Genomic DNA, 23,412 nt, shown 5'->3' with positions numbered 1-23,412 from the left:
TAATGCCTCATTTACTTAATACTTGTGCTTACTCCTAGTTCATTTAAGGCCTTTTTAGCTGCCTTCTGTTCAGCATCTTTTTTAGAATGACCTAAACCAACTCCCATTTCTTTCCCATTGATCTTAACGGCTACTTTAAATTTACGGTCATTGTCAGGACCATCTTCACTAACTAATTCATAATCTAGGTCGACTGGTCCATCCTCTTGAACCACTTCTTGAAGCTCAGTTTTATGATCAAAAAACTCGTCAAACCAACCCTCATCCAATTTAGGAAAAATAACAATTTCACAAAAATGTTTAACGGTTGCCATTCCTTGATCTAAATATACTGCTCCAATAAATGACTCAAAAATATCACATAATAGTGAGTCACGTTGCCTAGCATTCGCTTTTTCTTCGCCTTTACCTAAACGAATGTACTTATCAAAATGACATTCACGGGCAAACCGACTAAAACTGTGTTCATTAACCATGGCCGCCCTTAATCTAGTCAATCGACCTTGTGGTAATTCAGGGAAACGTCTAAAGATGTAGTCAGAAACCACTAACTGATAAACGGCATCCCCCAAGAATTCCAAACGTTCATAAAACTTTAATCCCTGACCCGGATGCTCATTAACATATGAAGCTTGTGTCATGGCCTCATCTAAAAGTGATTCATCGTTAAATTTAATATTGAACTTGTCTTCTAACAAGTCATCAAACTGCTTTTGCAATTCCATTTCCTCCAAAGGTAACATTTTTCTTTTAATTATATCATTAATGCCTAAAATCCGATAATTGCATAATAAAAAATGACTCGTCATCATAACGAATCATTTATTTCTTTGAAATGTGTTTTTTGGACTTAGGATCAGTGTCTCTTATAATCACATCAACCAAGTCGCTAACATCACTAATATTTTCAGTATTCTCACTGGTAAATACATCACCAAATTCATCTTCAAGTTCCACAATAAACCCCGCCATGTCAATAAAATCGGCACCTAAATCATTAGTGAAGTTTAAATCATCAGTGACCTTATCAACTGGAACCTTAAAACGATTCGAAGTAATCTCTGCTACTTTTTTAAATACTATTTCTCTATCCATTAGTGATTCCTCCTACTGCTCACCTTTTTTAATGTCATCCATCTCGTCAGTGTGATTAGAAAAATAATTTTTCACCGATCCCACAAAGTTAGAAGTAATGATTTGTTCAATTTGAACTACAGTGTTTCTAACGGTTTTAGCTTTACTGCTTCCATGACTTTTAACCACCGGAGCCCTTAATCCAAGTAAGACCGCACCTCCATACTTAGTGTAATCCATTTTGTGAGCAATCTTTTTTAATGTATCTTTTAATAATAAAGCTCCCATTTTGGAGCCAAATCCACCATTAATAATACCATCTTTTAACATATTAATCATAGACAGTGCCGTTCCCTCAATACTCTTTAACACGGCATTGCCTGTAAAACCATCGGTCACTGCAACGTCAGTAATTCCGTCCAACAATCCACGTGATTCAATGTTGCCAATAAAATTAATGTCATCATTTTGACTGAGAGCTTGATACATCTTTTGATGAATTTTGTTTCCCTTATCAGACTCAGTTCCATTGTTGATTAATCCAATTCTGGGATTATTAATTTTAAGGACCTTTTCTGCGTAATACTTTCCAAGAAGAGCGTACTGGTAAACGTTCACTACTTTGGCATCAGCATTCGCTCCACAATCAATTAAAGTAAATCCAGTATCATTATTAATCACGGGAAGGGTCGTAATTAGTCCGGGACGATCAATCCCCTTGATTCTTCCAATTATCAGTAATCCCGCAACTAGTATCGCTCCAGTATTACCGCACGAATAAAAAGCATCAGCAGAACCATCTTTGACTGCTCGTGCTGCCATAACTAAACTAGAATTCTTCTTATCTTTAACGGCTCGAACTGGTTCGTCCTCCATTTTGATAACTTCATCTGATTGAATCACTTTAATCCGCTTTTTATTACTCAACAAAGAATTGATTTGGGTAGAATCACCAAATAGTTGAAATTCCACGTTATCTATTTCATTACGGGCAAGCTCAACTCCTTTAACAATTTCTTTTGGTGCATTATCTCCACCCATTGCATCAATAGCGATTTTTATCATTATAAGCAAAGCTCCTTAATCAAACTTAACGTCTTGATTCAAAGACTTAAGTCTTTTTACTAACATTCGATTTTGTGGTTCTTGTTCCCAGTTTTTATCATCAACAATTTCTTTTGCAACCGTCTGTGCGGTACTTAAAATGTTAATGTCTACTACTGGATCTCCAACTTTAAAGGTTGGAACTCCAGATTGATTTTTACCAAGAATATCCCCAGGACCTCTTAATTCTAAATCTTTTTGCGAAATAAAGAAACCATCAGTTGAGGAACACATTACGTTCATACGTTTGCGGCCAGTTTCGTTTTTAGGATTGGCAATTAAAATACAATATGATTGCTGATCTCCTCTCCCAACACGACCTCTAAGCTGATGAAGTTGGGCTAGTCCAAAGTGATCAGCATCATAGATGACAATGGTACTAGCATTTGAAACATCCACTCCCACTTCAATCACAGTTGTAGAAACCAAAACTTGAATCTTATTATCTTTAAACGCATCCATGACTTCATTTTTATCTTCATCATTCATCTGACCGTGAAGTAGTCCAACCGCATGCTGATCACCAAATTCGGCTTTAAAGCTTTGGTAGGTATCGGTTACGTTTCGCATGTCTACCGCATCGGATTCACCAATGAGTGGAACTACTACATATACCTGTTCGCCATCATTTAATCGTTTCCTTACAAATTTAAGCATGGTTTCAATTTGTTGATTCTTGATCCAGGCGGTTTTAATTGGCTTTCTTCCACCAGGTAATTCATCAATAACAGATACATCCATCTCACCATAAGCTGTAATTGAAAGCGTCCGTGGAATCGGTGTAGCTGTCATTGAAAGAACATTAGTTGCCTGTCCCTTTTCACGCATCGCTTTCCTTTGATTTACTCCAAAACGATGTTGTTCATCAATAACTGCAAGTCCAAGGTCTTGATACTTAACTTCCTTTTGAAATAAAGCATGCGTTCCAACTACCAAATTAATCTCGCCATTTTTAATTCGAGGTAATAGCTCGTTACGAGCTGATCTAGAAGTATCTCCGGTAAGTAAACCAATGTTAACCTTAGTATTTTCAAATAAATTTGCCAGACTATTGGCATGTTGCTCAGCCAAAATTTCAGTTGGTGCCATGATTACTGCCTGCTTGCCCGCTAAAACGGCAGCATAAATGGCAATGGCTGCCACAACGGTTTTACCACTTCCAACGTCACCTTGAAGAAGACGATTCATTTGGTAAGGACGTCCCAAATCGGCCAAAATTTCAGTTACCACTTTATCTTGTGCACCAGTTAATCGGTAAGGAAGAGCAGCAATAAATTTCTGCAAAGCCGAACGTTTGGGGATAATAACCGAACTTGCATCCGCCTCTTTTTGTTGCTTTAAAGTTTGCATACGCATTTGAAATAAAAAGAATTCGTCAAATTTGGCAGTTCTCCGTGCTAGAGCAGCTGCCCGATGATTTTTTGGAAAATGCATATTAGTAATGACACTTTTTAAATTCTCTAATTTATATTTTTGTAGAATCCAATCGGGTATAAAGTCCTCAATCTGATCTTGATACTGATCATAAGCCTCGGTTACCAATTGTCGAATTGTATTCTGCGTAATTTTATGATTGGCAGGATAAATTGAGCCAAATTTCTCTCCATCACCGGGTTTTAAAATTTTGATTCCAGCCATTGACTTCTTGTTAGCATCAAACTTTCCGTAAATGAGGATGTCATCCCCAGTCTCAACTTGTTTTTTTAACCACGGTTGATTAAAAAAGGTCACCGGAATTACATCATGACCCACCAGTAATTTAATGGTTAACCGACTTCGCCGTCTGCCAAAAAAGTTCACAGTTGGAGTTACTGCAACTCGACCTTTCAAAGTTACAACCTGTTGGTCAGAAATTTCATCCAAATTTTTAGTTCGAAAATCTTCATATCGAAACGGAAAATAAGTTAATAAATCGTAGACAGTCCGAATGCCTAAATCATCAAGAGCTTCAATCTTTTTAGGTCCAACTCCCTTTAGAGTTGCCACATTATCATCTAAGCCGCTCATAAAATTCACCTCCTAAAAAAACTGCTAATCCAATTGGACTAACAGTCTTGTTAAAAAGAAACACTATTCACATTTTACCTATTCGACAGAAATAATCAAAGGATAAACTGGTTGATCCCCTTCATGAGTCTCAACTTCCAGTTCATCATCGGTTGCTAATGCTGCATCAGATACCTTTTTCGCATCACTTGCTTTAGCATTTTTACCGAAAATAATCGTTACATTTTCGCTATCATCATCTAACATTTTTTTTAACATTTTAACGGCCGCGTCATCTAATGAATTTCCAAGGACCTCAATGTTACCATCAATAATCCCCATGTAACTCCCTTTCTTAATGTCCATTCCGTTAATCTTAGTATCACGGACTGCGGTTGTTACTTGGCCACTTTTAACGGTATTAAGAGAGGCATCCATTTGCTTCTGATTCTTCTCAAAACTGCTATCAGGATCAAATGAGAACATCGCTGTTAAGCCTTGGGGAATTGTCTTAGTATGAACAACTTCCATTGGAATATTTACAATTCCTTGTGCCTGTTCTGCTGCTAGAAAAATATTTTTATTGTTAGGAAGGACAATCGCCTTTTTAGCATTACTCTTATTAACAGCATCAACAATGTCCTGAGTACTAGGATTCATGGTCTGACCACCACTAATAATATTGGTAACACCTAAGCTTTTAAAAAGCTTCTCTAGACCAGCTCCAGCTACTACAGCAATGATAGCTAAGTCTCTTGGCTTTTTGTGATCTTCTTTTTCATTTTCAGCTCTTTTATCATTCTGTTGTGCTTTTTCGTCACTTTCCATGATTGATTCTTGTTGAAGCCGCATATTATCGACCTTAACAGTTGCTAAATCACCAAATTGTTGGCCCCACGAAAGAACCTTACCCGGATGTTCAGTATGAACATGGACTCGGACAACCTCATCATCATTGATAACTAATAATGAATCACCCAGTTTAGCTAAGTAATTGTAGAAAGTATCATAATCAAATTTTTGGGTTACTTGCTTACCCTTCCCAATTCGAACCATGATTTGAGTACAATATCCATAAACAATGTCTTCAGGATTTAACTTCCCTTGAGCACTTTTATGGTGTTCAACATCAATCATTTCATTCATTTCTTCAGAATTGGGTTGATGTTCACCCTTATCCTCGATTTTGCGTCCATTTAACACATCATCAAAGGCTTGAAAGACAAAAACTAATCCTTGACCACCTGAGTCAACTACGCCGACTTGCTTTAAAACGGGCAGGAGATCGGGGGTCTCTTTCAGGGCTTTCTTTGATGCACTAAGAATTGCATCCATTACTTCGATGATATCATCAGTATCGTCAGCCTTGCTTTCACCAGCTTTTGCTGCTAATCGAACAACGGTTAAAATGGTCCCTTCTGTAGGCTTCATCACTGAATTATAAGCAGTCTTGGCTCCTGCAATAATAGCGTCAGCAAATTCTTTAGCGTTAAGATCCTTTTTACCCTCAACGTCTTTAGCAAAACCACGGAAAATCTGGGACATAATTACCCCAGAATTCCCACGAGCTCCCATTAAAAGTCCCTTTGCAAGTGCCGAAGCTTTTCCACCAACCGTGTCATCAGTTGATTTATCAACATAACTTTCTCCACTTGATAATGATAAACTCATGTTAGTTCCAGTATCTCCATCTGGAACTGGGAACACATTTAATGAATTAATAAAATCAGTATTATTATTCAGAACGACCGCGGCAGCTTGAACCATTTGGTCGAACTCTTTAGTAGTAATCTTAGTTAATGACACTATTATCAAATCCTCCTTATACTTCAGCCGCTAGTCGTTAATTACTTTAACGCCTTGAACGATTACATTAACTGAATCGGCATTGATGCCCAACATTGATTCTAGGTTATATTTGACCTTTGATTGAACATTCCTAGAAACTTCAGAAATTTTGGTCCCATAACTTACAATCACATTAACATCGACTTGCACCTTTTTATTTACTTCTCTGACTACTACCCCTTTAGAGTAACTGTCCTTGCGAAGAATTTCATTCATATTATCTTTAAATTGGTTTTTGCTAGCCATGCCAACAACACCATAATTATCAGTTGCGGCACCACCGACTACTGTAGCAATTACATCATTATCAATATCAATTGATCCATATTGAGTGTTTAACTTTACAGCCATCGTTTGCATCCCCCTTATTTTTTCGAGCTCATAACGATATCTAATATTACCACACCCCATTATAAAACAAAAATATGAACAAAGCTGTCAAGGACATTTACTTGAAAGAAACTTTGCATTTATGGCTGTATTATGGTAAATTATTTAAGTGGACTATTAAATAAAAAAGAATTCCAAAATAAGGAGGGATATTATGGCAAAGGATCACATTAATGGCAAGAGAACTCATTTTGGTAATCGTCGTTCTCACGCTTTAAACTCCTCAAGAAGAAGTTGGAAGCCAAATCTACAAAAGGTACGTATCTTAGTTGATGGCAAGCCTAAGCGTGTTTGGGTTAGTGCTAGAACTTTAAAATCTGGTAAGGTTACCCGAGTATAATCAATGTATTTTAATTAATTAATTAAAAAAGCAGCATAACCATTCAGTGGTTATGCTGCTTTTTTAATCTCTGCTTTGAATTACCATTAATACTCCATCATCAAAAGAAAATGAAGCTTTATCACCAATAAACTCATTACTAGAATAAGAAGTTGGCTGACTTACCCACTTATGATTCAATTGATACCTTTCATCATTAAGGGTTAAATGCATGGCTGTTAAAGGACAAAAATCCAAATATTTCATTTCATTAATCTTCTCAATTTGATGCGAACCTGGCAAAAAATATCTAACCTGATTTTGACTGTCGATTAATTTCAAACGTTCTAAATATGGTTTGATGTTGGGTTTTAAAACCATTAATAGATTAGTAAGTAAATGATCCAATCGACCACCCGAAAATCCATAAACATCAATTTCCGAACTAGCGAAATGTTCACCAGCTGTCATCACACCTAGTTCCGTGTCAGTCTCATCCTTGACCGGATCGACTCGAATCACTTTTTTTGCATTTTGTGAGATTAATTTAAATTCCTCATCCGAAACTGAATCAAAGTCACCAACAGCATAATCAGGACGAATTCCCATTTTAATTAATCGTAGACTTCCTCGATCTACTCCAACAAACGGTCCCGAAATTTGGTTATCTTGTAAATTACTTGGCCAAAATTGAACTGGACCACCAACAACCACCTTAACTGTATTCATAATTAAAAGTTGGTGGCATCCTTTAAAGCTTGAATTCGAGCAGCAGGATCTTTGGCATCAAATACATACGAACCCGCTACAGCCACATTTGCTCCGGCATTATAAGCGCCAACGACAGTTTGATCATTAACTCCTCCATCAATCTCGATGTCATAAGAATAAGAATCATTTTCTTCACGGAGTCTGTTCAGTTCTTTAATCTTACTAATGGTCTCCGGAATGAATTTCTGGCCGCCAAAACCGGGATTAACGGTCATAACAAGAACTTGATCTACCATATATAAAACGGGCTTGATCATCTCTACGGGAGTCCCTGGGTTAATAACCACCTCAGCTTTAACGTTTTTATCTTTAATCATTTGAAGAGCTCTATGAATGTGAGGAGTAGATTCAACATGAACCCCGATAATATCAGCGCCGGCATCTGCAAAAGTATTAATGTATCGCTCAGGATTTTCAATCATCAAATGACAATCAAGAGTCAGACCAGTAATGGGACGAATTTCTTTTACCCAACCTGGACCATAAGCAATTGATGGAACAAACATTCCGTCCATAATGTCGATATGTAATAATTCGGCACCACCCTTATCAACTTTTTCAATGTCCTTTTGAAGGTTGACATAATCAGCACTCAAAATTGAAGGAGCAACTTTAATCATGATTAATTTCCTCTTTTCTTATTATAAACTGGCTTCTGTGCCTTTAATAAATTATATTCCTGCAGGTAATCGTCATACCTGCTCTTCAAGATTGTACCACTTTCAACTCCTGCTTTCACGGCACAACCGGGTTCATTTACATGGAGACATTCACGAAATTTACAGTTAGCTGATACTCGTTTAAATTCAGGAAAATAATTCTTTAATTCATTTGATTTAATATCAAGGGTATCAAACGAAGAAAACCCAGGCGTATCAGCAATTAAACCCTCATTTACTGTTAATAAGGAAACTTTTCTCGTCGTATGTTTTCCACGACTTAAAGACTTTGAAACCTCTCCTGTTTTTAATTTTAATTCCGGATCAATCTGATTAAGAAGAGTGGATTTTCCAGATCCAGTCTGCCCCATTACAATGGATTGCTTGTGCGGAAGCTTTTTAGCAACCTCATTAATCGCATGCGGATCATCCACCTCAACGGGCAAAATCACATCGTAGCCAATGGTGCGATAATCTTTAGCAATCTTTTTAAAAAAATCAATCTGTTTTTCAGAAGAAAGTAAATCAGTTTTACTAATATAAATAATTGGTGTGATTTTTTGCTTTTCAAGTGCCACTAACTGTTTATCCAGAAGTGAAAATGAAAAATCCGGTTCAACCGCTGAACTCACAACAACGGCCTGATCGGTGTTTGCCACCGGCGGACGAATCAACTCGTTAAATCGAGGTAACATCTTCAAAATATACCCCTCATTAACGTTAGTAATATCAAACTCAACCATATCTCCGACAATGGGTTTAATGTTTTTCTTTCTAAAATTACCACGTGCTTTGGTTCGATATACTTTACCATCGGACTTAACGTCGTAGAATCCACTTAAAGATTGGTAAATCTTTCCCTTTTTCACATTAATCTCCTATTTGATCCGCTGAAATCCAGAAATAAAGAAGCCATCAGAATCATAATCATCCGGATAAATTCTTAAACCATCTGTTTCTCTTTTTGGTTTAAGATTTTGTTTTGTTTCCACCCAAATCGGCTTAAAATTTGGATGATTATCTAAGAACTTTTTCACGTTATCACGATTTTCTTGATTCAAAATAGTACAGGTACTAAAAACTAACTGTCCACCTACTTTCAGTGTAGGAGCAACTGCATCCAAAATTTCAGCCTGAACTTTCGAAAGATGAGAAACATCGTCTAGCGTTTTGTCATATCTAATCTCTGGTTTTCGACGCATCAATCCTAGTCCTGAACAGGGAGCATCAACCAGAATTTTATCAAAGACTTCATTACGAAATAAATTTGAGACTTTTCGAGCATCAAGTGCATGGACTTCAATTTTATCCTTTACACCCATCCGAGCTGCATTCTGTTCGATTTTATTCAACTTCTTCTGATGTAAATCCAATGCTTCAACTTTTCCAGAGGCCAAATACTCAGCAATTTGCGTGGTTTTACCGCCGGGTGCAGCACACGCATCAAGGATGTAATCATCACCATGAATGTCCATTGATTGCACTGGTAACATCGCACTTTCATCCTGTATGGTGAACATCCCGGTTTTAAATAAGGGACTTGAACTGTCACTTTTCCCTGACAAAATTAATGCATGGTCCGCCACTTCACTGGTTTTAACATCATACCCTTCTTGAACTAACTCCCTTGTTAAATTAGCATCAGAAATTTTTTGTTGGTTAACCCGAATCGATTGCTTAGCTGGCTGATTAATACTTTTAAAAATGTTAATTGTCTTATCTAGGCCAATTTGTTCATTTAACTGCTCAACAATCCAGAGAGGAACACTATAAAGAATTGAGTAATATGAAGCCGAATCTTGGGGTTTATCAATTTGAGGTAATCCATTACGTTGGATGTGATGAAGCACTCCGGTTACAAGCCGTCTGATTCCGTCATGACCACGTTTCTTAGCGATTTTAATTGACTCATCAAAAATGGCTCGGTCAGGAACTTTATCAAGGTATTGCATTTGATAAATGGCGGTATAAAGTAATTCTTTTACCCATCCATCAAGCTTATCAGGCTTTTTTACCAACTGATTTACATAATATTCTAACGTTAATCGATGTTGAATTACCCCATATACAATGTTAGTAAATAATGAGATGTCCCTTGAACTCATGGTACTTGAATCAATGACATTGTTAATTTGTAAATTTGAATATGCTCCACCATGAACTCGTTCTAGAGTTTTAACGGCTAGATATCTTGGATTACTTGAATTATTTTCTGTCAATAAATTGATCTCCGATTTCTAATTTTTGGTTCCCGTTTAAATATTCGGTAATTGATTTTTGGGGCTTACCAGCTGGTTGAATCTCATCAATTCCGATAACTGTTCCATCACCAGCTGCAACTTGAAGATGATGCTTATCCTTATTAACAATCTGACCTGGATCCAAGTTAGTTGTTTCATTAATTACCTCAGTCTTCCAGATTTTATTGGGCTTACCATCGATCATTGCAAACGCAGTTGGATCTGGTCTCAAAGCTCTTACCTTAGCATCAACTACTCGAGCAGGAAGTGCAAAATCTAATTCTTCTTGTTCTCGTTTAATGTTTGGAGCAAAAACAACCTGGTTTTCATCTTGTTTTTGAGGTTGAACCGTTCCATCAATAATTTTAGGAAGGGTTTTTAAAAGAAGATCTCGTCCGACTAAGCTTAACTTCTTAAACATACTTTCAGTATCGTCAGTATCCTCAATTTCAACGGATTGTTGAGCTAAGACATCCCCAGCATCCATCTTTTTAACCATGTACATAATTGAAATCCCAGTTACTTGATCGCCATTCATAATGGCATATTGAACTGGAGCTCCACCCCGGTATTTAGGCAACAGAGATCCATGAACATTAACATCAGCAATCTGAGCGGCCTTCAGCAGTTTGGTCGGAAGAAACTGCCCGAAAGCAGCGGTGATGATAAAATCTGGTTTCATTTGAATAATTTGTTCCATCTCATCACTACCACTCAGCTTTTGCGGTTGTAGCACTGATAAACCTAATTCTTTACTTGCTTGCTTAACTGGTGATTCCACAATTTGATGTTTCCTCCCCACCGGACGATCAGGCTGAGTAACAACTGCTAACACGTTATAATTATCATTTAAAGCTTTTAATATTGGAACACTAAAATCGGGTGTTCCCATGAATACAACTGATTTCATAATGATTCACCTACATAAAACTTACTGGTTCGGGATCAATCCCAATCCTTAAGCCCTTTCTAACTTCTTTTTGTGACACTTGAAGGACGTGCTTTAAACTCTGATTAAGTTTTAAATCACGTTTATATTTAATAATGATCTGAAAATAATACCGTCTTTTCATTCTTGCAATTGGTCTTGGAGTTGGTCCTAGAATAATGGTCTTGTTATTAAGAGATCCCTTAAGATAATTAGCTACGTCGTAAGCCTCTGAGGCAGCTTGCTTTTCGTTTAACGAACTAATTGAGACTTTAATTGTAAAGAAATAAGGTGAGTAATCTGCTAGATGCCTTAACTGCATTTCTTTTTGATAAAAAGCCTCATAATCCTGATGCTTAGCTAATTGAATCACGTAGTTTTCAGGATTATAAGTTTGAATGATAACTTCTCCGTCTTTATCGGCTCTCCCAGCTCTTCCAGACACCTGGGTTAAAAGATCAAAAGTTCGTTCACTAGATCGAAAATCTGGCAAGTCTAATCCTGTATCAGCGTTTAACACTCCTACCAACGTTACATTCGGAAAATCAAGGCCCTTAGCAATCATCTGTGTTCCAAGAAGAATATCAAAATGATGATCACCAAATTCATGAAGAATTTTTTCATGTGATCCCTTTTTCCTGGTTGTGTCGACGTCCATTCTGACCACTCTAGCTTTAGGAAGGAGTTCGTGTAGCTGTTTCTCAACCTTCTCAGTCCCTGTCCCAAAATAACGAATGTTTTTACTATGACAATGCGGGCAATACTTAGGGATGGGCTCCTCAAATCCACAGTAATGACACTTCATCGTATGAGAATCCATGTGAAGGGTTAAAGAAATATCACAATTAGGACACTTTAAAACGTATCCACAATCACGACACATCAAAAAGGAGGAAAAGCCGCGTCGATTGAGCATTAAGACCACTTGTTCATTCTTATCAATCCGCTGGTCAATGGCCTTAAGTAATTCTCCCGAAAAAATCCCATCATGAGTTTCTTCTTCTTGAGTCATATCAACAATTGACACCTCTGGCAGATGCTTTTGATTAATTCTTTTTGGCAGGCGGAGAAACTTATAAACCCCCTTACCTGCACGCGCTCTCGACTCAAGCGAAGGTGTGGCACTTCCTAATACGACAGGGCAATGATGATATTTGCCACGCCATATAGCAACATCTCGCGTATGATAACGTGGATTATCATCTTGTTTATAACTTGTGTCATGTTCTTCATCAAGAATAATGATACCAATGTTATCTAATGGAGCAAAAACAGCAGATCGAGCTCCAACTACCACTCGCGCATCTCCACTATTGATTCTTCGCCATTCATCGTATTTTTCACCCGTTGATAGTCCACTATGAATCACGGCAACTTGATTTCCAAACCGATTTTTAACCCGATTAACCATCTGTGGAGTTAAAGATATCTCCGGAACCAACATTAAAGCTGTCTCTTTTAAATCCAATGCTCTTTGGATTGTTTGAAGATATACTTCAGTTTTACCCGAACCAGTAACACCTTCAAGAAGATAGGTATCATTTTGGTGACTATCAATAGAACGATTAATTTCTTTGACAGCGTCCTCTTGATCCTTAGTTAGTTTTTTTGGTTGATCAACCTTAATTTCATGTTTGTAAGGATCGCGATACTTTTCAACTTGAATCTTCTTCAACCAGTTCTTCTTTTCAAAACTTTTAATGGCTGAATTAGAAATTCCCAAATCCTTAACAAGATGTGATTGAACGAGTGGTTGCTTGGGATTCTTTTGCAAAACTTCTAATAGATTGAGTTGAGCGGTAGCATTCTTTCGAATTTGTTTTTGGGTTCCATCAAAATCATTAATTTGGTTAACAACGGCCGTTTCTTGCTTCTTTTTGGCCTCGTTTTGAACCTTATAAACCACTTTAATTTTATTTGCCTTACGCAACTTCGCCAGTTTACCCATCTCTGGGCCATCAAAATGTTCTGAATCAAACGGGATCATATCACTAGCTTTAAATTTCTTACTAATGTCCTCGTCATCAATTGGACCAATAGCCTTTACATATGTCGCATATTTGGCCTTCATAGCATTGGGTAACATGGTTAAAAGGCAACTAATTTGAAAAGAGTAGGTTTTGTCAGCCAACCACTTTGATAGTTTAATTAATTCATCATTTAAAACCGGAACGAGATCCATCGTACGATCAATTTCTTTTAGTTGAGGAGATTGTTTAGCATCAGTTTCTTCAATATCTACCACAAATCCCTCAACCTTACGATTCCCATTACCAAATGGAACAACAACTCTCATTCCACGCTTTAATTGGGTTTCTAAACCATTAGGAATGCGATATGAATAAGGGGTATTTGTTTGCATAGTTGGTACATCAACGATTACTTTTGCAATTTTCAAATGACCCCTCCTTTCAGGTATTGTATACTACAAATTAGTTCAAACGTTTACACAGGATTTCTAAAATTTCCTTAGCAATTTTAGATTTTGACTCAATGTTAGTCTTCTTGATTAACCCTTTATCAGAAATAATTGATACTTGATTATCATCACTATTAAAGCCGATGGCCGAATTTGATACATCGTTTAGAACAATTAAATCAAGATGTTTTTGTTTTAATTTATGGGTAGCATTTTCCACTGGATGATTAGTTTCGGCAGCAAACCCAATCACAATTTGATCCGGTTTCTTAGTCTTGGCTACCCTTGAAACAACGTCATGATTTTTAATCAGATGAAGGTCCAACGAATCATGATCAAGATCTTTTTTAATTTTTTGGGATGAAACGTGGTCTGGCTTAAAATCACTTACCGCTGCAGCCATAATTAAAACACGATTATGGGGAAAGTTAGCTTGTACTTGTTGCTCTAGTTGATCAGCTGAATGAACGTTGATAACCCTTACTCCAGACGGAACCTGACAATGACTGTTAGCACTAATTAACGTCACATTGGCTCCCATTTGCTGGGCAACTTCAGCAATTGCATACCCCATCTTTCCCGAAGATTTGTTAGAAAGATACCTAACGGGGTCAATTGGTTCTCGTGTCCCACCAGCTGTGACCAAAAGGTTAACACCATCTAACGGCTTATAATTACCATCAATAAAATTTTGATCCAAAAAATGATAAATTTCTTCAGGTTCATCCATTCTACCATTAGCAGAATAACCCTCCGCTAGTAAACCAACTTTTGGTGCAATAAAATGAGCTCCATCGTGCTTTAATTGCATAATATTTCTCTGGGTTGCAGGATTATCTAACATAACATCATTCATGGCAGGCGCATAATACTTGGGACAATCCATGGCTAACAGAGTGGTACTAGCAAAATTGTCCGCAATTCCATTGGCTGTCTTGGCAATAAAGTTAGCTGTAGCCGGGACAATCACCGCTAAATCGGCCCATTTGGCTAATCCAATGTGGTTAATGGTAGTTGAATCATCAAAATAACTTTGATCATCGTAAACATCATTTTTGGATAAGACTTGAAAAGTTAATTTAGAGACAAACTTTTCGGCAAATGAAGTCATCACAACTTTTACATCCACACCATTCTTCCTGAATATTCTTAATAAATAAATTGCTTTATATGCTGCAACACTACCGGTCACAAACAGAGCAACCCGTTTTCCCTTTAACAAATTAAGTCCCTCCAACACATTTCTTATCAATTATACTACACAATCATTATTAATCATTTAATAAAAAAAGACCTTGCGATGAGGTCATCACAAAAGCCTTTATTATTTGTCTTCTGGAGCGATTGTTAATACACCAGCAGCAATTTCTTCAAGTGCCATTCCAACTGATTTTACTGATTTGTAATGAGGAAGTAGTGGTTTTGCACCCTGATCAAGTTCTTCAGCTCGCTTACTAGCTAACATCACGAGTGAATATCGTGAATCAACGTGTTTTAATAAATCTTCAAGTGGTGGATAAATAAACATTAAATTTCATCTCCTAATTTGTTAAGGTAATTCGGCATAACTCGATTTACCTTTAAACGTTCACTTTTAACAATTGTCTTAATTCGATCAACAGCATTTGATACCTTATCATTGACGACGGCATAGTCATAGTTCTGCATCATTCTAATTTCTTTAGAAGCCTTTTCAATTCGCTTATTGATGACTTCAATATCATCAGTTCCACGACCAACTAAACGATTTCGAAGTGAGTCAATATCAGGGGGTGTTAAAAAGATAAAGACGCCATCAGGACAATTTGCACGCACTTGCATTGCCCCATTGACTTCGATCTCCAAAAAAACATCTCGTCCCGAATCTAATGTCTCGTTAACGTATTGTAGTGGTGTCCCATAATAATTGTCAACGTATTTAGCGTACTCTAACATCTCACCATTCTTAATATTTTCCTCAAATTGATCCTTTGAAACAAAATAATAGTCTACCCCATTAACTTCACCTTTGCGGGGCTTTCTGGTGGTCATTGAAATTGAATATTTAAAATCAACATCAGGTTCATTGAAAAGTGCTTTTCTAACCGTTCCCTTACCTACACCACTAGGACCTGAAAGAACAATTAACATTCCTCTTTCACTCACTTAAACCGCTCCTTTTTCGTAACTTCATTAATTATATTATGCAATTTATCAATCAATTAATCAACACGTGATAAACTGAAACTCATTTCTTTTTTTGGTCTTTTTGCTTGTTTGCTAAGTTTAAAAGTTCAGAGGCATGCTCCATCGTTAGCTTCGTGACCGTGGTCCCAGCAAGCATTCGAGCTAGTTCTTTAACTCGTTCACTACCAGATAAGGGTTGAACGGAAGTCTCAGTTCGATTGTTGGCGTCAACGTGCTTAGAGATAAAATCATGATTATCAGCCATTGCGGCCACCTGGGGAAGATGTGTGATACATAAAACTTGTGATTTTTGTCCAATAGCACTGATTTTATCTGCAATCGCCTGGGCAACTCTACCCGAAACTCCTGTATCGACCTCATCAAACACAATCGAAGTTACACCTTGAACCCTTGAAAAAATAGTTTTAAGTGCCAACATAATTCGAGACAGTTCTCCACCAGAAGCAATTTTAGCTAACGGTGCCATATCCTCTCCTGGGTTAGTCCGAATATAAAATTCAACATCTTCAATCCCGTTTCGATTGAATGTATCTTTTGTTAGGTTGGAAAAACGAACTTCAAACTGGGTTTTATCCATGTAAAGGTCCGCCAACTGCTGGTGAATTTCAGTGGTTAACTTTTCGGCTTGCTGGTGTCTAATCTTACTTAGTTCTTTTCCCAAATGGTTTAATTCATCAACGGCCGCATTATACCGTTCTTCTAAATTATTTCCACTTTTCTCATCAGATTCCATTTCAGCTAATTCCCCTGAAATTTTGTCATAATACTTTAAAATCTGAGCGATTGAATCGCCATATTTCCGTTTTAATTCAAAAATGGTATTTAACCGCTGCTCAACCTCATTTAACCGATCGGGGTCAAACTCTAACGTGTCAATTTGATTACTAATTTCACCAGAGGCATCTTGAAGTGTGTAGTAAGCATTTTTAACGTTCTCAGAAATTGACTTAAATTCATCATCAAGTCGTTCCACGTCTTCAAGCGCGCTCATGGCATCTCCAATCATATCAATTGGACTAATGCTTTCATCCCCATTAATATCATTAAAACTTCTACCTAAACTATCGCTGATAGCTTGAAAATTATTTAACCGATCTCTTTCAGCAATCAAATCTTCCTCTTCTCCATCGGTCAAATCAGCAGCCTCAATCTCATTAACTTGATACTTTAACATATCAATCCGTTGCGCCCATTCTTTTTCATTTTTGTTTTTACTGTTTAGTTCTTTTTTTAATTTCAGGTATTTTTCGTATTTATTTCGATACTTTTTAAGCGTTGGTTTGAGGTTGCTACCAGCAAATTCATCAAGTAAACCAATGTGCTTATCAGGTTGCATTAACGCTTGATGTTCATTTTGACCATAAATATCAACCAAAGTTTCACCGACCTGCTTCAAGGTGTTTGTATTGACCAACATGCCATTAATACGGCATACATTCCGTCCATTACGATACAATTCACGTTGCAAAATGACAGTGTCATCATCATGATCAATGCCAAACTTATCTAAGACTCGCGCCGTCAAACCGTCAGTAGGAATAGCAAACATTCCTTGTAAAATCGATTTATTAGCACCCTTTCTGATAAAATGCGACGAACCACGTCCTCCGGCTAGTAGACCTACAGCATCAATAATAATTGATTTTCCAGCTCCAGTCTCTCCGGATAGAACGGTCATCCCTGAATAGAAATTAACCTCTAATTGATCAATGATTGCAAAATCTTTGATTGAAATTTCCTGTAACAACTTCTCACCTTCTTAATTATTCAAGCTTTTATAAGCCTTATCCATCGCATCTTCTGCAGAAACACTTGGTGCAACCCGTGGATTATCAGATGATTTTAAGTGAATCAAAAATTCAATGTTTCCCTCTCCACCTTTAATTGGCGAAAAGTCTAAACCTAAAACTGAGAAACCAGCATCTGTAGCAAATTGAATTACATTATTAATTACTTGGTGATGAACCCTTTTATCATGAACAATCCCATGTTTTCCAACGTTGCCACGACCAGCTTCAAATTGTGGTTTAATTAAAGCCACAACTTCACCATCAGTGGTTAAGATTGATTTTAATGGCCCTAAAATCAATTTGAGCGAAATAAAAGATACATCAATTGATGCAAATTCAGGTTTCCCATGTGTAAAATCAGCGGGTTTACTATACCTAAAATTAGTGTTTTCCATTACAATCACCCGAGGATCATTTCGCAATTTCCAAACTAATTGGTTCGTTCCGACGTCAAGGGCATAACTTAACTTAGCACCGTTTTGCAACATGACGTCAGTGAATCCTCCAGTAGAGGATCCGATGTCTAAAACAATTTTATCTTTTACACTAATGTTAAAACTTTTCAGGGCTTTGGCTAACTTCAAGCCTCCACGACTAACGTATGGAAGTACATTCCCCTTTAAATGAAGCTTAGTTTCAACTGGTATTTTCACACCTGGCTTATCCATGCGCTGTTCATTTTTGCCTAACACTTCACCTGCCATGACGGCTCTTTTAGCTTTCTCTCTCGTATCAAACAATCCCTGATTAACTAGTAAGACGTCCACTCGTTCTTTTTCTTTTGCCATTTAAACCTCACTTCTGGACCATGAAATATGATAAAAAGGAACTTAACAGGTCAGGTGAAAATTTCTCTGGCAATTCTTCTAATGAATGCTGACTTGCTTGCACAGTTTCTTTTAATTTTTGTTTAGCACCTTTCATTCCCAATAAGTTTACATACGTATTTTTATCAATATCATCTTGATTTTCATCATCTGGTGCATCTTTAATATCATCAAAGATCTGAAAAGCCAACCCAAAATTCCAAGCAAAACTTGATAAGGCCTTTTTACTCTGCTCATCAGCATCGGCAATAATGGCTCCTGCCATGACACAATAATGAAAAAGCTCGCCAGTTTTTTGCTTATGTAAATGCATCAATTCGTCAAGACTTAACTGCTTTTTGTCAGAACTTAGATCAACAGTTTGTCCAGCAACCATTCCATCAGGACCGGCGGCATGTGCCAACAGATGAACTAATTTAATTTTTTTGGTATCCGATAAACTAGTGTTTGTTAACCATCCAAATGCCAAAGTTAATAGTCCATCACCGGCTAAAGTTGCAATTCCCGCACCAAATTCTTTATGATTTGATAACTTTCCGCGCCGATAATCATCATTATCCATTGCGGGAAGATCATCATGAATCAGCGAATAAGTGTGAATTAATTCAACGGCAGAACTAGCTTGGACCATTGCTTCATCAATGGGATGCTTCAGGGTTTGGAGAGTAGCTAACGTTAATAAGGGACGTAGTCGCTTTCCACCCGCCATCAGCGAATATTCCATCGCTTTTACAATTAATTTGACTGAGCTAGCTTTTTGAATGTTGTTCTCTAGAACCCGATCAACTTGTGGAATATACTCCTGTTTGAACTCTGTTAGAACTTGCTTATTGGCCATCATCACTGTCACCATTTTGCTGATCGCGATCAAATGGAACTTCATTATCACTATCATCCATCATTTTGGTAAGAGTCTTTTGGGCATTCGACAGGGTCTTTTGCATTTCATTACTTAACTCAACTCCATCTTTGAATTCAGACAAAGCCTTCTCAAGGGGCACATCGCCCTGTTCAAGCTGATTAACGATTTCTTCTAACTTACTCATATTTTCTTCAAACGTTGGTTTTTTATCTGCCATTATTTGTTATCTCCTTTAGATTCAGTTCGGTCAACAGTTGCTTTGGCACTCCCATCGCTAAATTGAACATCAATCTGCTCATTTTTCTTCAAATCTTTAATTGACTTAACCATTCGGCCGCTACTATCTGTCACCATACTGTATCCTGAACTCATTAAGCGCAACGGACTCAAATGATCAAGTGCAGATGCATTTGAACTTAATTGATTTCGCTTTCCATCTACAATTCCTTGGACTGATTTTTTGATGGAAGCAAGATAATAATTAACTTGATTCTGCATCCCACTAATTTTATGGACGGGCGAACTTAGCTTTAATTGTTCTGACTCTCCCTGAAGTTGATTATGATAATGATTGATTAAATCTTTCATACTAGTACTGAGTTTTGTATTTAAGGTATCCAATTGTTGGACATATGACTCATACAACCGTTCTGGCTGATTAAAAACATAGGAATTCATGACCCGATCGTATTCGGATCGCGACCGTGCCAAAAGATTATCCATCGCATTATAAATTCGAGTTTGTTTCGTCTTTAAATCTAAAAGCACATCGCTAAGTACGGGAACAGCTAATTCTGCCGCCGCAGTCGGAGTAGCGGCGCGTTGATCAGACACTAAATCAGCAATAGTAGTATCAGTTTCGTGTCCTACAGACGAAATAACAGGAACTTCACTATCATAGATTGCTCGTGCAACTATTTCTTCATTAAATGGCCACAAATCTTCAATTGATCCACCACCACGTCCGATAATTAAAGTATCAAATCCACCAATTTCATTAACTCGTCTAATTTGATGGGCAATCTCCGCTGCAGCATTTTCTCCCTGAACCGCAGCTGGAAACAAAACAATTTGGGCGATTGGAAACCGTCTTCTAACGGTGGTAATCATGTCCTTGATAACGGCCCCACTTTGCGATGTCACTACTGCGATCTTTTTCGGATACATTGGCAGTGACTTTTTATGAATTCCCTCAAACAGTCCTTCTTTAGCTAACTTGTTCTTTAATTGTTCATAAGCTTCATAAAGTTGGCCCACACCATCCGGTTCCATATGATCAATATAAAATTGATACATCCCGGTTTTTTCATAAACAGAGACATGTCCAGTTACTAGAACTTTCATTCCCTCTTCAGGCATAAACTTGATCTTAGAAAACGCTGATTTGAACATCGTAACGTTAATCTTAGAATTATCATCTTTCAAACTAAAGTATTGGTGTGTCGGACGTAAACGAAAGTTCGAGATTTCACCCGTAAGATAAACTCTCCCTAAGTATGGATCAACGTCGAATTTCTTTTTTATATACTGCGTCAATGCTGATACAGTTAGATATTTACTTGCCAATCTTTTTACTCCATTCACACATATCAACCGTTTGCTGCATCAAAGTAGCAATTGTCATTGGACCAACTCCACCCGGAACGGGTGTAATGAATTCAATGTTGTCACTCTTGGCTTTGTAAGCTACATCGCCAGCTAGTTTACCGTTTTCATCCATATTTTGACCAACATCAATTACCACCGCACCTGGTTTAAAATCATCATCATTTAAGATGGCGTACTTTCCAACGGCCGATATAACGATATCCGCATGTTTAGTGTACTTTGAAATATCATCAGTATGACTGTGGACATCGATGACCGTTGCATCAGCATTTAACATCAATGCCAACATGGGCTTTCCAACAATTGAGCTTCTTCCAACCACCACAATGTTTTTGCCGTCCAAATTAATTTTATATTTAGCAAGCAAAGTCATGATTCCTTTGGGAGTACATGCAACGGGATAATGGCCCTTTAAATTAAGAAATAATTTTCCAACGTTCACCGGATGAAAACCATCCACATCCTTTTTAGGATCAATAGTTGCAATAATCTGTTCTTCGTCAATATGATCGGGAAGAGGTGATTGAACTAAAATTCCGTTAATGCGGTCATCATGATTAAGGTCTTTTACGATTTGAACTAATTCAGATTGGGTGACAGACTCCGGCAATGCCCGTTTTATTGAAAAGATTCCGAGTTCTTTGGCCTTCTTCTCCTTACTACGCACGTATCGCTGACTTGCTGGATCATCTCCGACAATTACTACCGCTAACCCGGGAGTTACGTCCTGTTTTTTCAAACGTATAACTCTTTTTTTAGTTTCTAAATTGAGGTCATTAGCGACCTTTTTCCCATTAATTAACTGAACCACGAAAACATCTCCCGCTACGTTATTATTAGTACAATTCTAGCATATTATTTTTAATCTAGCTAAACGTAAAAAAATAAGAATCCGAGTGGGATTCTTATTTTTCAATTAAGCTGTCTAATACTCCATTAATAAAGTTTCTGGATTTATCATCACAGAACTTTTTAGCTAATTCCAAAGCTTCATTAATAGCAACTTTATTCGGCGTTGCTTCTACATATTTAATTTCAAATAACGCAATTCTTAGAATAATTAAGTCAGCCTTACTTATTCGATCAATGGACCACTTATTAGCTAAGTGATCAGTAATAATGGCATCAAGCTCCGTTTTATGATCTCTTACTCCGTTGACGAGCTCTAAATAGTACTTAGGAGCGGTCACATCTTCTTTTACCAGATAATCAAAAAACTCACTTGGTTCCACCGAGTCATTACTTTCCATTGCAAACAAAGTTTGAAAAGCTAACTCCCTAATTTGATGTCGACTTATTTTCACTTTTTATCCTCATTATCGAATAACTTATCAGTATCAACTTTACCAGTACTCTTTGGAGGAATCATCCCTTCAACGTGAACATTAACGGCACCGATTCGAAGGTCAGTCATAAACAACAATTGTTGTTTTACTTGACTCTGAATCTCTAATGCTACCTTAGGAACCGAAACGCCATAATTAAGATAGACAAAAATATCAACATTTAGTTTTCCATTAGCGATCGCTAGTTTGACACCCTTACCACGTTCTTTTCTTCCAAATAATTCATTTACACTAGAAGAAAAGCTACCACGCATACGATTGACACCTTCAACTTGCACAGCTGCAATTCCAGCGACTACTTCAATCACACGCGGTGCAATTTTAATTGATCCTAGGTCTGATTTCTTATTATCGAGTGTAATGAAACTTTCATCTGCTGCCATAATATAAACCCCCAATTGGTATAATAATCAGAATCGCCTAATTATTATGCCCGAGAAATGTAAGTACCATCGTCAGTATTGATAACTAACTTGTCACCTTTGTTAACGAAGAATGGAACTTGAAGGGTTAAACCTGTAGTCATAGTAGCTGGCTTTGATCCACCAGAAGCAGTATCACCCTTAATTCCAGGCTCAGTATCAGCTACTTCAAGTGTAACCGTCTTAGGGACTTCGACTCCAAGTGTTTCTCCACCATACTGAATTACCTGAACTTCCATGTTTTCTTGCAAGTAGTTCATTTCTTCTTTAACTTGTTCTCTTGGAATTGTTAATTGCTCATAATTATCCATATCCATAAAGACCAAACCGCTACCATCATCGTAAAGATACTGCATCTTTTTAGTCTCAATGTTAGCTTTTTCAACCTTAGCGCTGGCTCTGAAAGTCTTTTCTTGAACCGCTCCGGTCCTTAAGTTCTTTAACTTAGTCCGAACAAACGCTCCACCCTTACCAGGCTTTACGTGTTGAAAACTAACGATTTTCCAGATGTTATTGTCAGCTTGAATGGTCATACCATTTTTTACTTTTACAATTGAAATTGACATTTTCATGCCTCCCACATATTTATATTCCTATCATATCAATATCGATCATGTAAAAGCAAGTTACGA

The 23,412-nt window shown here is 37.3% G+C and carries 25 protein-coding genes; 1 reads left to right on the top strand and 24 read right to left on the bottom strand.

Translation table 11 applies throughout. The features are described 5' to 3' along the window. Positions 1 to 11: 11 nt before the first annotated feature. From rnc to LfDm3_RS02805, 6 genes are all read right to left on the bottom strand, one after another. Positions 12 to 719, bottom strand: a complete 708-nt coding sequence (gene rnc, locus LfDm3_RS02830; RefSeq protein ID WP_010021506.1) for a ribonuclease III — start codon at positions 717 to 719, stop codon at positions 12 to 14. A gap of 103 nt (positions 720 to 822) precedes the next feature. Continuing rightward, the gene (locus LfDm3_RS02825; RefSeq protein ID WP_052236584.1) at positions 823 to 1,095 is read right to left on the bottom strand and encodes an acyl carrier protein; all 273 of its coding nucleotides are present in this window, start codon (positions 1,093 to 1,095) and stop codon (positions 823 to 825) included. A 12-nt stretch (positions 1,096 to 1,107) separates the two neighbouring features. Then, positions 1,108 to 2,139: a phosphate acyltransferase PlsX gene (gene plsX / locus LfDm3_RS02820; protein ID WP_156112343.1), complete on the bottom strand. Its 1,032-nt coding sequence runs from the start codon at positions 2,137 to 2,139 to the stop codon at positions 1,108 to 1,110. Between the two features lie 15 nt (positions 2,140 to 2,154). Further along, positions 2,155 to 4,185: an ATP-dependent DNA helicase RecG gene (recG, locus tag LfDm3_RS02815; protein WP_039143970.1), complete on the bottom strand. Its 2,031-nt coding sequence runs from the start codon at positions 4,183 to 4,185 to the stop codon at positions 2,155 to 2,157. A gap of 78 nt (positions 4,186 to 4,263) precedes the next feature. After that, positions 4,264 to 5,970: a DAK2 domain-containing protein gene (locus LfDm3_RS02810; protein ID WP_039143968.1), complete on the bottom strand. Its 1,707-nt coding sequence runs from the start codon at positions 5,968 to 5,970 to the stop codon at positions 4,264 to 4,266. A gap of 30 nt (positions 5,971 to 6,000) precedes the next feature. Further along, positions 6,001 to 6,363, bottom strand: coding sequence for an Asp23/Gls24 family envelope stress response protein (locus LfDm3_RS02805; protein ID WP_010021513.1), 363 nt, complete (start codon positions 6,361 to 6,363; stop codon positions 6,001 to 6,003). A 193-nt stretch (positions 6,364 to 6,556) separates the two neighbouring features. Here LfDm3_RS02805 and rpmB point away from each other — a divergent pair, with 193 nt between their 5' ends. Then, the gene (gene rpmB, locus LfDm3_RS02800; RefSeq protein ID WP_010021515.1) at positions 6,557 to 6,742 is read left to right on the top strand and encodes a 50S ribosomal protein L28; all 186 of its coding nucleotides are present in this window, start codon (positions 6,557 to 6,559) and stop codon (positions 6,740 to 6,742) included. Between the two features lie 63 nt (positions 6,743 to 6,805). Here rpmB and LfDm3_RS02795 read toward each other — a convergent pair whose 3' ends face one another. From LfDm3_RS02795 to efp, 18 genes are all read right to left on the bottom strand, one after another. Next, the gene (locus tag LfDm3_RS02795; protein ID WP_039143966.1) at positions 6,806 to 7,450 is read right to left on the bottom strand and encodes a thiamine diphosphokinase; all 645 of its coding nucleotides are present in this window, start codon (positions 7,448 to 7,450) and stop codon (positions 6,806 to 6,808) included. A 2-nt stretch (positions 7,451 to 7,452) separates the two neighbouring features. Further along, the gene (gene rpe / locus LfDm3_RS02790; RefSeq protein WP_010021518.1) at positions 7,453 to 8,112 is read right to left on the bottom strand and encodes a ribulose-phosphate 3-epimerase; all 660 of its coding nucleotides are present in this window, start codon (positions 8,110 to 8,112) and stop codon (positions 7,453 to 7,455) included. 2 nt (positions 8,113 to 8,114) lie between these two features. Further along, complete coding sequence (rsgA, locus tag LfDm3_RS02785; protein WP_039143963.1) at positions 8,115 to 9,020, bottom strand: ribosome small subunit-dependent GTPase A; 906 nt, start codon at positions 9,018 to 9,020, stop codon at positions 8,115 to 8,117. A gap of 9 nt (positions 9,021 to 9,029) precedes the next feature. After that, positions 9,030 to 10,370 (bottom strand): 16S rRNA (cytosine(967)-C(5))-methyltransferase RsmB, encoded by a 1,341-nt coding sequence (gene rsmB, locus LfDm3_RS02780; protein WP_039143961.1) that lies wholly within the window; start codon positions 10,368 to 10,370, stop codon positions 9,030 to 9,032. Beyond that, complete coding sequence (fmt, locus tag LfDm3_RS02775) at positions 10,357 to 11,301, bottom strand: methionyl-tRNA formyltransferase (protein ID WP_039143958.1); 945 nt, start codon at positions 11,299 to 11,301, stop codon at positions 10,357 to 10,359. Before fmt ends, rsmB begins: the two co-directional genes overlap by 14 nt. Before the next feature lie 10 nt (positions 11,302 to 11,311). After that, entirely contained in the window at positions 11,312 to 13,717 is a 2,406-nt protein-coding gene (priA, locus tag LfDm3_RS02770; RefSeq protein ID WP_039143956.1) for a primosomal protein N', read from the bottom strand. 34 nt (positions 13,718 to 13,751) lie between these two features. Then, a complete protein-coding gene (gene coaBC / locus LfDm3_RS02765; protein ID WP_039143954.1) occupies positions 13,752 to 14,960 on the bottom strand; it encodes a bifunctional phosphopantothenoylcysteine decarboxylase/phosphopantothenate--cysteine ligase CoaBC in 1,209 nt (402 codons plus the stop codon). Positions 14,961 to 15,062: 102 nt separating this feature from the next. Further along, positions 15,063 to 15,266 (bottom strand): DNA-directed RNA polymerase subunit omega, encoded by a 204-nt coding sequence (gene rpoZ, locus LfDm3_RS02760; RefSeq protein ID WP_010021524.1) that lies wholly within the window; start codon positions 15,264 to 15,266, stop codon positions 15,063 to 15,065. Next, positions 15,266 to 15,883: a guanylate kinase gene (gene gmk / locus LfDm3_RS02755; RefSeq protein ID WP_010021525.1), complete on the bottom strand. Its 618-nt coding sequence runs from the start codon at positions 15,881 to 15,883 to the stop codon at positions 15,266 to 15,268. The genes rpoZ and gmk overlap by 1 nt, the downstream gene beginning before the upstream one ends. Before the next feature lie 82 nt (positions 15,884 to 15,965). After that, complete coding sequence (recN, locus tag LfDm3_RS02750; RefSeq protein ID WP_039143951.1) at positions 15,966 to 17,672, bottom strand: DNA repair protein RecN; 1,707 nt, start codon at positions 17,670 to 17,672, stop codon at positions 15,966 to 15,968. A gap of 12 nt (positions 17,673 to 17,684) precedes the next feature. Continuing rightward, a complete protein-coding gene (locus LfDm3_RS02745; protein WP_039143950.1) occupies positions 17,685 to 18,503 on the bottom strand; it encodes a TlyA family RNA methyltransferase in 819 nt (272 codons plus the stop codon). Positions 18,504 to 18,510: 7 nt separating this feature from the next. Continuing rightward, the gene (locus tag LfDm3_RS02740) at positions 18,511 to 19,383 is read right to left on the bottom strand and encodes a polyprenyl synthetase family protein (protein WP_225349312.1); all 873 of its coding nucleotides are present in this window, start codon (positions 19,381 to 19,383) and stop codon (positions 18,511 to 18,513) included. After that, positions 19,370 to 19,621: an exodeoxyribonuclease VII small subunit gene (locus tag LfDm3_RS02735; protein WP_010021530.1), complete on the bottom strand. Its 252-nt coding sequence runs from the start codon at positions 19,619 to 19,621 to the stop codon at positions 19,370 to 19,372. The genes LfDm3_RS02740 and LfDm3_RS02735 overlap by 14 nt, the downstream gene beginning before the upstream one ends. Beyond that, complete coding sequence (gene xseA, locus LfDm3_RS02730; protein ID WP_039143946.1) at positions 19,621 to 20,970, bottom strand: exodeoxyribonuclease VII large subunit; 1,350 nt, start codon at positions 20,968 to 20,970, stop codon at positions 19,621 to 19,623. The genes LfDm3_RS02735 and xseA overlap by 1 nt, the downstream gene beginning before the upstream one ends. Continuing rightward, a complete protein-coding gene (locus LfDm3_RS02725; RefSeq protein ID WP_039143944.1) occupies positions 20,960 to 21,823 on the bottom strand; it encodes a bifunctional 5,10-methylenetetrahydrofolate dehydrogenase/5,10-methenyltetrahydrofolate cyclohydrolase in 864 nt (287 codons plus the stop codon). The genes xseA and LfDm3_RS02725 overlap by 11 nt, the downstream gene beginning before the upstream one ends. A gap of 94 nt (positions 21,824 to 21,917) precedes the next feature. Beyond that, positions 21,918 to 22,316, bottom strand: coding sequence for a transcription antitermination factor NusB (gene nusB / locus LfDm3_RS02720; RefSeq protein WP_039143943.1), 399 nt, complete (start codon positions 22,314 to 22,316; stop codon positions 21,918 to 21,920). Next, entirely contained in the window at positions 22,313 to 22,741 is a 429-nt protein-coding gene (locus LfDm3_RS02715) for an Asp23/Gls24 family envelope stress response protein (protein WP_010021536.1), read from the bottom strand. Before LfDm3_RS02715 ends, nusB begins: the two co-directional genes overlap by 4 nt. Positions 22,742 to 22,785: 44 nt before the next feature. Next, a complete protein-coding gene (efp, locus tag LfDm3_RS02710) occupies positions 22,786 to 23,346 on the bottom strand; it encodes an elongation factor P (protein ID WP_039143941.1) in 561 nt (186 codons plus the stop codon). Positions 23,347 to 23,412: the final 66 nt, after the last annotated feature.

The organism is Fructilactobacillus fructivorans (genome assembly GCF_000814735.1).
GTDB lineage: Bacteria > Bacillota > Bacilli > Lactobacillales > Lactobacillaceae > Fructilactobacillus > Fructilactobacillus fructivorans.
The sequence above is the reverse complement of the archived record's forward strand: the minus strand, read 5'-3'. Positions and strand labels throughout refer to the sequence as shown.

What these genes read in the sequence shown, in the direction of transcription:
- LfDm3_RS02745 (WP_039143950.1), bottom strand. Translation starts at nt 18,503, where the DNA reads ATGGCAAAAGAAAAAGAACGAGTGGACGTCTTACTAGTTAATCAGGGA.
- LfDm3_RS02735 (WP_010021530.1), bottom strand. Translation starts at nt 19,621, where the DNA reads ATGGCAGATAAAAAACCAACGTTTGAAGAAAATATGAGTAAGTTAGAA.
- LfDm3_RS02825 (WP_052236584.1), bottom strand. Translation starts at nt 1,095, where the DNA reads ATGGATAGAGAAATAGTATTTAAAAAAGTAGCAGAGATTACTTCGAAT.
- fmt (WP_039143958.1), bottom strand. Translation starts at nt 11,301, where the DNA reads ATGAAATCAGTTGTATTCATGGGAACACCCGATTTTAGTGTTCCAATA.
- efp (WP_039143941.1), bottom strand. Translation starts at nt 23,346, where the DNA reads ATGTCAATTTCAATTGTAAAAGTAAAAAATGGTATGACCATTCAAGCT.
- rpoZ (WP_010021524.1), bottom strand. Translation starts at nt 15,266, where the DNA reads ATGTTTATTTATCCACCACTTGAAGATTTATTAAAACACGTTGATTCA.
- recG (WP_039143970.1), bottom strand. Translation starts at nt 4,185, where the DNA reads ATGAGCGGCTTAGATGATAATGTGGCAACTCTAAAGGGAGTTGGACCT.
- LfDm3_RS02715 (WP_010021536.1), bottom strand. Translation starts at nt 22,741, where the DNA reads ATGGCAGCAGATGAAAGTTTCATTACACTCGATAATAAGAAATCAGAC.
- rpmB (WP_010021515.1), top strand. Translation starts at nt 6,557, where the DNA reads ATGGCAAAGGATCACATTAATGGCAAGAGAACTCATTTTGGTAATCGT.
- LfDm3_RS02805 (WP_010021513.1), bottom strand. Translation starts at nt 6,363, where the DNA reads ATGGCTGTAAAGTTAAACACTCAATATGGATCAATTGATATTGATAAT.
- LfDm3_RS02740 (WP_225349312.1), bottom strand. Translation starts at nt 19,383, where the DNA reads ATGATGGCCAATAAGCAAGTTCTAACAGAGTTCAAACAGGAGTATATT.
- LfDm3_RS02795 (WP_039143966.1), bottom strand. Translation starts at nt 7,450, where the DNA reads ATGAATACAGTTAAGGTGGTTGTTGGTGGTCCAGTTCAATTTTGGCCA.
- rpe (WP_010021518.1), bottom strand. Translation starts at nt 8,112, where the DNA reads ATGATTAAAGTTGCTCCTTCAATTTTGAGTGCTGATTATGTCAACCTT.
- plsX (WP_156112343.1), bottom strand. Translation starts at nt 2,139, where the DNA reads ATGATAAAAATCGCTATTGATGCAATGGGTGGAGATAATGCACCAAAA.